A 10,574-nucleotide genomic window follows, 5' to 3' on the forward strand; every position below is an offset into this window, starting at 1 on the left:
CTTGGTAGACGACTCAACTGACCGATGGATAATAATGCGGTAGAGAATTTGATACGTTCCACTCGCGATTGGTCGGCAAGAATTGGCTCTTTGTAGGTTCAGAGAAAGCGGGTCGACGTGCGGCTGCGGTGATGTCGTTAATTCAATCGGCTAAGCTCAATGGCCATGACCCTTATGCTTACCTTAAGGATGTGTTGGAACGATTGCCGACACAGAAAGCGAAGGACATTGCTGAGCTTCTGCCTCATCGTTGGCAAGCGCCAAACGACACCAAGAATTAACACAATGCCCCGACAAAATCGGGGCATTGAACATTTAAAAACGGAAGTCAATCGGAGTTCACCGGACGCTTACTTATGAGTTTTGTTCATATGGCATCAACACATTCATTTATTAGAAAATTTCAACTCATAAGCCAATAAAAAAGGCGAACACAAAGTTCGCCCTCATATAACTTTATTCGCTACAAATTATTGTAACGCGATTTCTACGTCAACACCTGCTGGTAAGTCTAAACGCATTAATGCATCAACTGTTTTATCTGTAGGATCAACGATATCCATTAGACGTAAGTGTGTACGAATTTCAAATTGGTCACGTGATGTTTTGTTCACATGTGGTGAACGTAATACATCATAACGTTTAATACGTGTAGGTAATGGTACTGGACCATGAACAACAGCACCTGTGCGTTTTGCTGTTTCTACGATTTCAGCTGCTGACTGGTCGATTAATTTGTAGTCAAAAGCTTTTAAACGAATACGGATTTTTTGGTTTTTCATTTGAAAATACAACCTTAAAAGAACGAGTTAAAAAGAACGATGAAATTAAAGAACATCGTAAACCATTTATGGTCATGGATAAATTGGCTACCCTTATCAGGGGTAGCCAACTATTTTACTGCTAATTCAAAACTTTAAACAAGCTAAGAATTATTTAGTGATTTTAGAAACCACACCGGCACCGACTGTACGGCCACCTTCACGGATCGCAAAGCGTAAACCTTCTTCCATCGCGATTGGCGCAATTAACTCAACATCCATCGCTACGTTATCGCCTGGCAATACCATCTCTTTATCCGCTGGTAACGTAATTGTACCTGTTACGTCTGTTGTACGGAAGTAGAACTGTGGACGGTAACCTTGGAAGAATGGGGTATGACGACCACCTTCTTCTTTCGATAAAATATACACTTCTGCTGAGAAGTTTGTATGTGGCTTGATTGAACCTGGTTTCGCTAACACTTGACCACGCTCTACGTCTTCACGTTTTGTACCACGTAGTAATAAACCAACGTTGTCACCCGCTTGACCTTCGTCAAGTAACTTACGGAACATCTCTACGCCTGTACATGTTGTTTTCGCTGTTTCACGAATACCAACAATTTCAATCTCTTCACCCACTTTAATGATACCACGCTCAATACGGCCTGTTACCACTGTACCACGACCTGAAATTGAGAAAACGTCCTCTACTGGCATCAAGAATGTACCATCCACTGCACGCTCTGGTGTTGGAATGTATGAGTCTAATGCTTCCGCTAACGCTAAAATCGCTTGTTTACCTAATGGACCTTCGTCGCCTTCTAACGCTAATTTCGCAGAACCTTTAATGACTGGCGTATCATCACCTGGGAAGTCGTATTTTGATAACAACTCACGCACTTCCATTTCCACTAACTCTAATAACTCTTCATCATCTACCATGTCGGCTTTGTTTAAGAACACGATGATGTAAGGTACGCCTACTTGGCGTGATAATAGAATGTGCTCACGTGTTTGTGGCATTGGACCGTCAGCGGCTGAACATACTAAAATCGCTCCGTCCATTTGCGCTGCACCTGTAATCATGTTTTTTACATAGTCAGCGTGACCTGGGCAGTCTACGTGTGCATAGTGACGTGTCGCTGTTTCATACTCTACATGTGAAGTATTAATCGTAATACCACGTGCACGCTCTTCAGGTGCCGCATCAATCGCCGCATAGTCTTTCGCTTCACCACCGAACTCTTTCGATAAGACAGTAGTAATCGCTGCTGTTAATGTGGTTTTACCGTGGTCTACGTGACCAATTGTACCTACGTTTACGTGCGGTTTGGTACGTTCAAACTTTTCTTTTGCCATGATTTATATTTCCAATAAATTATGTATAAATTAATTAAGTGTAAGCCTTCGTATTATAACAGAGAAGGCTTACGGTTTTGTAAATTACTTGCTACGTGCGCTAACTACTTCATCAGCAACATTTTTTGGAGCTTCAGCATAATGTTTGAATTCCATTGTATATGTTGCACGACCTTGAGTTAGAGAGCGTAAGTTAGTAGCATAACCAAACATCTCAGCTAGAGGAACTTCTGCTTTGATGATTTTGCCACCACCAACCATATCGTCCATACCTTGAACCATACCGCGACGAGATGATAAATCACCCATTACAGTACCAGCATAGTCTTCTGGAGTTTCTACTTCAACTGCCATCATAGGCTCTAAAAGCACTGGGCTTGCTTTACGCATACCCTCTTTGAACGCCATAGAAGCAGCCATACGGAACGCATTCTCATTTGAGTCAACGTCATGGTATGAACCGAATGTTAACGTAACTTTAACATCAACAACTGGGTAACCTGCTACCACACCTGCTGATAATGTTTCTTGAACACCCTTGTCAACGGCTGGGATGTATTCACGAGGAACCACACCACCTTTAATTTCGTCAACAAATTGGTATCCATCGCCACCTGGTTCTAGTGGTTCTAGTTTTAGAACTACGTGACCATATTGACCACGACCACCAGATTGTTTAACGAACTTACCTTCAACGTTTTCAACAGTTTTACGAATTGTTTCACGATAAGCTACTTGTGGTTTACCGACATTAGCTTCAACGTTAAATTCACGTTTCATACGGTCAACAATAATCTCTAGGTGCAACTCACCCATACCAGAAATAATTGTTTGACCAGATTCTTCGTCTGAACGTACACGGAAAGAAGGGTCTTCTTGCGCTAAACGAGATAATGCCAAGCCCATTTTCTCTTGGTCAGCCTTAGATTTTGGCTCTACTGCTTGAGAAATAACTGGCTCTGGGAACTCCATACGCTCAAGAATAATTGGTGCGTCTAAGTCACATAGTGTTTCACCTGTTGTCACTTCTTTTAAACCAACAACAGCAGCGATGTCACCAGCCAATACTTCTTTGATTTCTTCACGATTATTTGCGTGCATTTGTAGAATACGACCAATACGCTCTTTTTTACCCTTAACAGAGTTAAGAACAGTGTCACCACTATTTAATACACCAGAATAAACGCGAATGAACGTTAATTGACCAACGAATGGGTCAGTCATTAATTTGAACGCAAGTGCAGAGAATTTTTCTTTATCATCCGCTTTACGCTCTAGTTTGTTACCGTCCTCATCTTCACCTTGTACTGGAGGAATATCAACAGGTGATGGTAAAAATTCGATAACGGCGTCTAGCATACGTTGTACACCTTTGTTTTTGAACGCTGTACCACATAACATCGGCTGAATTTCACATGCAATCGTACGCTGACGTAAGGCTTTAATAATATCTTCTTTAGACAAATCGCCTTCTTCAAGATATTTGTTCATCAACTCTTCATTAGCTTCTGCGGCAGATTCAACCATTAGGTTACGGAATTCTTCTGCTTTATCCTTTAAGTCAGCAGGAATGTCTTGATACTCAAATTTAGTACCCTGGCTCGCCTCATCCCAAATAATCGCTTTCATTTCGATTAAGTCGACAACACCTTTAAATAAATCTTCTGAACCGATAGGAATAACGATTGGCACTGGATTAGCACGTAAACGTGTTTTTAATTGGTTGTAAACTTTATAGAAGTCCGCACCGGTACGATCCATCTTGTTAACAAATGCTAAACGAGGCACATGATATTTGTTCGCCTGACGCCATACAGTTTCAGACTGAGGTTGAACACCACCCACAGCACAATAAACCATACATGCACCGTCAAGTACACGCATAGAACGTTCTACTTCAATCGTAAAGTCTACGTGTCCTGGGGTATCGATAACGTTAATACGGTGTTCTGGATAATTACCAGCCATACCACGCCAGAAAGCTGTTGTTGCAGCAGAGGTAATGGTAATACCACGCTCTTGCTCTTGCTCCATCCAGTCCATTGTTGCCGCACCGTCATGTACCTCACCAATTTTGTGATTTACACCAGTGTAGAACAAAATACGTTCTGATGTTGTAGTTTTACCAGCGTCAATATGCGCTGAAATACCGATATTACGGTAGCGATTGATTGGGGTTTTACGAGCCATTGTAGAGTCCTTTGATTACCAACGGAAGTGAGAGAACGCTTTATTGGCCTCTGCCATTTTATGCGTATCTTCACGTTTTTTCATTGCTGCACCACGACCTTCTGATGCGTCAATTAATTCACCTGCAAGACGTAAATCCATTGATTTTTCGCCACGTTTTTTAGCAGCTTCACGCACCCAACGCATAGCCAACGCTAGACGACGAACTGGACGCACTTCTACAGGAACTTGATAGTTAGCACCACCAACACGGCGGCTCTTAACTTCAACGATAGGTTTTACGTTGTTGATTGCTAGATTAAAAACTTCGATAGGCTCTTTGCCTGTTTTTTGAGCTACTTGCTCTAACGCACCATAAACGATACGCTCTGCAACAGCTTTCTTGCCTGAAAGCATTACAACGTTCATAAATTTTGCAAGCTCTACACTACCAAATTTTGGATCAGGTAGAATCTCACGTTTGGGAACTTCGCGACGACGAGGCATCTTTACTTCCTTTAATTGTGTCTATTTCAGTTGAACCACTTACGTGGCCACGGTTGCCTATTAACAAGAGCAACCCCTTACATACCGCAGTAAAATTTTACGCAGCTGCGGCTGCACGCTAACCACCCATGGGCAGGAAGCATTTAAAAACTAACTACTAAGCTTTCTTAGGACGTTTAGCACCGTATTTAGAACGAGCTTGTTTACGGTCTTTAACACCTTGAAGGTCTAAAGAACCACGAACAATGTGATAACGTACACCTGGTAAGTCTTTTACACGACCACCACGAACAAGAACTACACTGTGCTCTTGTAAGTTGTGACCTTCACCACCGATATATGAAATCACTTCAAAACCGTTAGTTAGACGAACTTTAGCGACCTTACGCATCGCTGAGTTAGGTTTTTTTGGAGTAGTGGTATACACACGAGTGCAAACACCACGGCGTTGTGGGCAATTTTCTAGAGCTGGGCTCTTGCTGCTCACGCGGCTAGTTTCGCGCGGTTTACGCACGAGTTGACTAATGGTAGGCATGTCTTATCCTATTAATGTACTGTGTTGTACGAGTTTATATAATGTCTGTTTTACGTGCTGACTTTAATGCACGATTGCTACAGTATTCTTACAAATACTACGCAATAATACCTAAAACTGGGTTAAGTTTTTAAGTAGACTACTAGCATTTTTTACTAGTAGCCCACTAAAGTAGCATTTTTTCATGCGTACGTCAATATTTATGTCTCTTTTTTTCCTATAAAACAAAGTCTTGGCTAAATTCTTCCTATTTTATTGAACTCAATAAATGATTATTTTTATGCCGTTTATTCTTAAATTAGCCGTTCATTTTTAGCGAACGTAAAATTATTACCAATAGTTACTGAACAAAATCAATCTATGTTAAAATGCCAATGACTTTTAGATTCCATAAAAAATCTATATATATTCATATGCAGAATATAAGTAATTAAATAAGAGGAAGGCAATATGTTAATTGCGTCAGTAGAAGATGATCCAATCCAAGCAAATTTAGTTAAGCAAACTCTTACGCAAAGTGGTCACCAAGTAGAGCAATTTGTCACAGGGAAAGAGTTTTTAAGCGCACTTAACAGCAATAAAAATCGCTATGGCTTATTTCTACTAGATTGGGAGCTACCTGATGTCACAGGCGTGGAGTTATTAGTATGGATTCGCAATAATATTGGTCCTCAAGTGCCTATTATTTTTGTGACTAACCGCACTGAAGATGCAGACCTCTTACAAGCATTTCAATTAGGTGCTGATGATTATATTAACAAGCCATTTAGCCCAGCTATTTTAAGCGCTCGTGTGAATGCAAACTTACGTCGCAATACAGCCACAACACAAGTTCAATCTGAGGTTGTGGTAGGTCCTTATCGCTTTGATAATAATGCCCGTAAGGTTTACTTACATGGTGAGCCCATCGTATTAGCACCAAAAGAGTTTGAATTAGCTAGCCTATTCTTTAGAAACATTGGTCGTTTATTCTCTCGCGACGCCTTAAGCTCTACAATTTGGAACCGAGAAATTCCAGCTACTTCTCGCACACTAGACACACATTTATCGAACGTTAGACAAAAGTTAAAAATCCATCCAGAAAATGGCGTACAGATTGTTGCTTCTTATGCTCTTGGCTACCGTTTAGAACTTGTTCAAGAATAAATCTTCTCCTTCACAAAGGATTTCGTTTTTATATGTTTAGCCTTACCAGACATCTAGCTCTTGCTGTTTTAATTATAACAAGCCTTTTTTCTAGCTCTATCTCTTTGGCTCAACCAGCTGGAGCTCGAGGTGACAATTTCATTTATATTATGCAAGAAGGTGATACCTTAGGGATTATTGCTGAGCGTTTTACATCAAAACCAGGCAATTGGCGAAAAATCAAGGCATATAACAAAATCAGTCAGAACACTACTATTCCAGTAGGAAAAGAGATTCTTGTCCCCTTTAAGTTAATTGACACACTACCGGATGAGGGCAAGGTGATTGGTGTTTCTGGTGAGGTAACCATCAATAATAAAACTATCCAAATTGGTTCAATGGTTAAAGAAAATGATCGCATTGAAACGGGTAATAACAGTACGGTCACTTTTAAGCTTAGTAATGATAATGTCATCGCTATTTCTCCAAATAGCCTTATCTATATTCAACACCTACGCCAATTCTCTGGTACGGGCTTAGTAGACGCTATTTTTAAAACTGAACAAGGTGAGTTTGCCGCAAATGTAGAAAGTAATAATGGTGGAGTAGGACGTTTCGAAATTAGAACGCCGGTCAGTATTACTGGTGTTAGAGGAACTTCTTTACGTAGCCGCGTTGACGAAAACGGTCATGTGATTGTTGAATTATTAAGCGGTAAAGCTGCTGTAGCAAGCTCTAAACGCCCAGCAAAAGAAGCTATTGTTCCTGCCAATCAAGGCGCTGTAATTTCAGCAAAAGGTAAGCATCATCAAAAACCAACTACACCAGATACTGTCTCATATCAAACAGAGTTAGGCACTAATGACTTAACAGTGACATTAAATCCTATTAGTAATGCCCAATACTACCTAATTCGCTTTACACTGGATGAGAAAGGAATACTTGAATTAGCTCGTTCACAATCAACAGCAACGATTAATCACCTAGAACTACCAAATGTGAACAAATTCTATGTGCAAGTCCGAGCGATTGATAAAAAAGGCTTATCTGGTGCTGATACAGCAACGTTAGTCAGTATTCCCGTTAAATCGGAATCAGACTCTAAAGCAGGCGCCTCTTTACCAGCGGCACAATAATTTTCACTGTTTATCGTCATGATTAAATCCCTAAGTACCCGTTACAAACGTGAGTTTTTAGGGGTTTCTTTATTTGTTAGTATTATCGCTTCATTGATTACTTTCTTTTTACCCATCAATGAAATGGATAATATTTTGTATGATTCTTTCCTGAGACAGTCACATCTAAGACCAGCATCTAAAGATATCGTTATTATCACTATTGACGATAAAAGTCTACAGGAACTAGGGACTTGGCCTTGGCGACGAGTGTTACACGCTCAGTTATTAAGACATCTAGAAAAGGCAAAATCCGTTGGGTTTGATATTTCTTTTTTGGGCCCATCCCATTATCCAGAAGATGATCAAGAGTTCGCTCGTGCTATAAAACAACATGGACGTGTCGTATTAGCAAGTTTTAACAATGAAAACCACTCTCCAAGCTACCCTCATGATCCTTTAACAAAGGAAGCTAACAAACTAGGCTATATTAATGTGCCTCTTGAATCCGATAGCCTTGTTCGACAAATTGAGCGTTATATCCCTGATGAATATGAGAACCAATATCACTTTAGTTTGGCTATGTTATTGGCGGCAGGTCAAGATATAGAGCTACAGAATAATTCTGACACTGCACTTAAAGCATATATACCATTCTCAGGACCACCAAATCATTACCAAACAATTTCTTATAGTGATGTGTTAAATTTTAAAGTCCCTGAGGATATGTTTGATAATAAATATGTTTTAGTGGGTGCATGGGCAACAGGGCTCGGTGACAAATTTTCCACTCCCACAGGTCGTAGCAGTATTAATATGTCGGGGGTAGAAATCTTAGCGAATGCATTACAAGCAGAAATAGAAGGCAAATGGATTCATAAAGTAAGCCCTACTATCACCTTAATCTTTTCTTTAGTATGGGTATTAATTTATTGTGTGGTGGTATTAATCTTATCACCTCGCATGGTATTTTTTGCCTCTATTTTATTGGCAACATCAGCATTAGTAACTCATTTTCTGATCTTACAATATTTGAATTTATGGGTTCGTTTAGATCCTGCTATTATTGGTGCTACTCTTGTGTATCCTTTGTGGACTTGGCGTTCTCAAGAGATTCTCCTTAAACAAATGCAAAAAGAAATTGAGAATTTGAACGCCGAAAAATCCATTATTACTATGGAACAATCATATCAACCAATTACGACTACATTATCTGGTTATAACACCTTTGATGAGCATATTAATAGATTACGTTCAGCACTAGCAAGAGTTCGAAACTTACGCCAATTTATTACTGACAGCCTAGATGGAATGCCCTATGCTACAGCAGTATTTGATGCAGACAATCAACTTTTATACTCAACAGCTATTACTGAAAAGTATTTAGCCGAACTAGGGGTTAGTTATAAAAACCCTTTAAATTTAAAAGAATTTATTCTCTTAATAACAGCTAATGAAAATATCACTAATTCTGTCATTCAACGAATTATTGAAACATCCACAATGGTATCTGATAATAGTGATACAGTGATTGAATCGAAAGAGGATATTGAGTTCAAAGATAGGGCAAATAATGACATATTAATCCGTATTGCTAATACCTATACTTCGCTAGGGCAATACTCTGGCTTTATCTTGACCCTAATTGATATTAGCCGAATTCGTGAGCAAGAGCGTCAGCGCGAGCAAACATTACACTTTCTTTCTCACGATATGAGAGCCCCTCAAAGTGCGATTCAAGCCTTAATCAAAATGCAACAAAATCCTCAAACAGCACTATCGCTAGAGGACTTCTTACGGCAAGTAAATTTACTTTCCCGTAATACACTTAATCTTGTTGATAATTTCCTATATTTGGCAAGAGCAAAAAATACCTCTTATCAGTTACTCCCTATCAATTTACTTGATTTACTGCAAAACGTAGTAGATAATTTTTGGTCTATTGCTAAAGCCAGACAAATTACACTTGCGATTGAAAGTGCCCCTGATAGTTGCTACATCATGGCAGATGGAACACTGCTTAGTCGAGCCTTTAATAATCTGATTGATAATGCCATTAAGTATGGTAAGGATGGTATGCACATTGCCTTAGCTATCACCGAGGAAAATAATTATTGGCATATTAGCATCAAAGACCAAGGGATTGGTATCGCTCAGGAAGATTTTGAGCGCATATTCCAAGTATTTGGCCGTGCCCCTCAGATGGAAACTAAGCGTATCTCTGGGTTAGGGCTAGGCTTAGCTTTTGTACATACCGTTATTGTTGGTCACCAAGGTTCAGTTACGCTTGAGAGTACTCAAGGAGTAGGTACCACCTTTCATATATACCTACCTATTTTACATGACGAAGAATCTGTTTTGCTTTAGCTAAAACAGGCATATCAACCATTTTTCCTTCGTACGAAAAAGCCGCTAGACCTGTTTCCTGAGCTTTGGCTAATACACCCTGTGCCCACGTAATCTCTTTTTCACTCGGCTCAAATACTTTATGTATCACATCAACTTGGCTAGGATGGATACAAAGAGCACCCGCAAACCCCATCGATTTGGCAAATTGCATTGATGTTTGCAACCCTTGGAGATTTTTAAAATCTGGATAAACCCCATCAAGAGGCGCTTCAATACCAGCCACATGACTATTAACAACCATTTGTGCACGCATTTGATTTAGTAGAAAAGCAGAGCCTTCTGTGCCCTCATCCATATTTAAATCCACACCTAAATCAAGTGCACCAAAAGACAAACGAGCGACACCACTCACCTGAGCAATTTCCAGCATATTTACAATCCCTTTTGCACTTTCAATAATTGGATAAACTGGTTTGCCAAGTGCAGCGACTTTAGTAATTTCTTCAGCATTTTCCGCTTTGGGCAACATCACTGTTTCAATGGCTGAATATTGACCACAAAAAGCTAAATCCTCTTACAAACCATTCTGTGTTGTAACTAGAACATTAATTCGAACCCAATAGTCTTGGTTTGTGGTTCTACTTGTATAAA

At 39.8% G+C, this 10,574-nt stretch carries 9 protein-coding genes and 1 pseudogene; 4 read left to right on the top strand and 6 right to left on the bottom strand.

The annotated features are described in order from the left end of the window. Positions 1 to 21: 21 nt before the first annotated feature. Positions 22 to 281, top strand: a pseudogene (locus tag V757_RS20870) (transposase domain-containing protein); the annotation flags it as partial. Positions 282 to 470: 189 nt separating this feature from the next. On the opposite strand, the gene rpsJ reads toward V757_RS20870, so the two are convergent. From rpsJ to rpsL, 5 genes are all read right to left on the bottom strand, one after another. Then, positions 471 to 782 (bottom strand): 30S ribosomal protein S10, encoded by a 312-nt coding sequence (rpsJ, locus tag V757_RS20875; protein ID WP_023950737.1) that lies wholly within the window; start codon positions 780 to 782, stop codon positions 471 to 473. A gap of 150 nt (positions 783 to 932) precedes the next feature. Further along, a complete protein-coding gene (tuf, locus tag V757_RS20880; protein ID WP_023950739.1) occupies positions 933 to 2,123 on the bottom strand; it encodes an elongation factor Tu in 1,191 nt (396 codons plus the stop codon). An 84-nt stretch (positions 2,124 to 2,207) separates the two neighbouring features. Further along, positions 2,208 to 4,313, bottom strand: coding sequence for an elongation factor G (gene fusA, locus V757_RS20885; protein ID WP_023950741.1), 2,106 nt, complete (start codon positions 4,311 to 4,313; stop codon positions 2,208 to 2,210). 15 nt (positions 4,314 to 4,328) lie between these two features. Then, a complete protein-coding gene (rpsG, locus tag V757_RS20890; protein ID WP_023950743.1) occupies positions 4,329 to 4,799 on the bottom strand; it encodes a 30S ribosomal protein S7 in 471 nt (156 codons plus the stop codon). Positions 4,800 to 4,956: 157 nt separating this feature from the next. Beyond that, a complete protein-coding gene (rpsL, locus tag V757_RS20895) occupies positions 4,957 to 5,334 on the bottom strand; it encodes a 30S ribosomal protein S12 (RefSeq protein ID WP_023950745.1) in 378 nt (125 codons plus the stop codon). Positions 5,335 to 5,784: 450 nt separating this feature from the next. Here rpsL and V757_RS20900 point away from each other — a divergent pair, with 450 nt between their 5' ends. Genes V757_RS20900 through V757_RS20910 form a run of 3 tightly spaced genes read left to right on the top strand, consistent with a single transcriptional unit; the run spans position 5,785 to position 9,941 of the window. Continuing rightward, positions 5,785 to 6,480, top strand: coding sequence for a response regulator transcription factor (locus V757_RS20900; RefSeq protein ID WP_023950747.1), 696 nt, complete (start codon positions 5,785 to 5,787; stop codon positions 6,478 to 6,480). Positions 6,481 to 6,512: 32 nt separating this feature from the next. Continuing rightward, the gene (locus V757_RS20905) at positions 6,513 to 7,595 is read left to right on the top strand and encodes a FecR family protein (protein ID WP_023950749.1); all 1,083 of its coding nucleotides are present in this window, start codon (positions 6,513 to 6,515) and stop codon (positions 7,593 to 7,595) included. 18 nt (positions 7,596 to 7,613) lie between these two features. Next, positions 7,614 to 9,941, top strand: coding sequence for a CHASE2 domain-containing protein (locus tag V757_RS20910; protein ID WP_023950751.1), 2,328 nt, complete (start codon positions 7,614 to 7,616; stop codon positions 9,939 to 9,941). On the opposite strand, the gene V757_RS20915 is transcribed toward V757_RS20910, so the two are convergent. Then, complete coding sequence (locus tag V757_RS20915) at positions 9,907 to 10,452, bottom strand: HpcH/HpaI aldolase/citrate lyase family protein (RefSeq protein ID WP_052019305.1); 546 nt, start codon at positions 10,450 to 10,452, stop codon at positions 9,907 to 9,909. The genes V757_RS20910 and V757_RS20915 overlap by 35 nt on opposite strands. Positions 10,453 to 10,574 lie beyond the last annotated feature (122 nt).

The organism is Pelistega indica (genome assembly GCF_000506865.1).
Classification (GTDB): Bacteria; Pseudomonadota; Gammaproteobacteria; order Burkholderiales; family Burkholderiaceae_B; genus Taylorella; species Taylorella indica.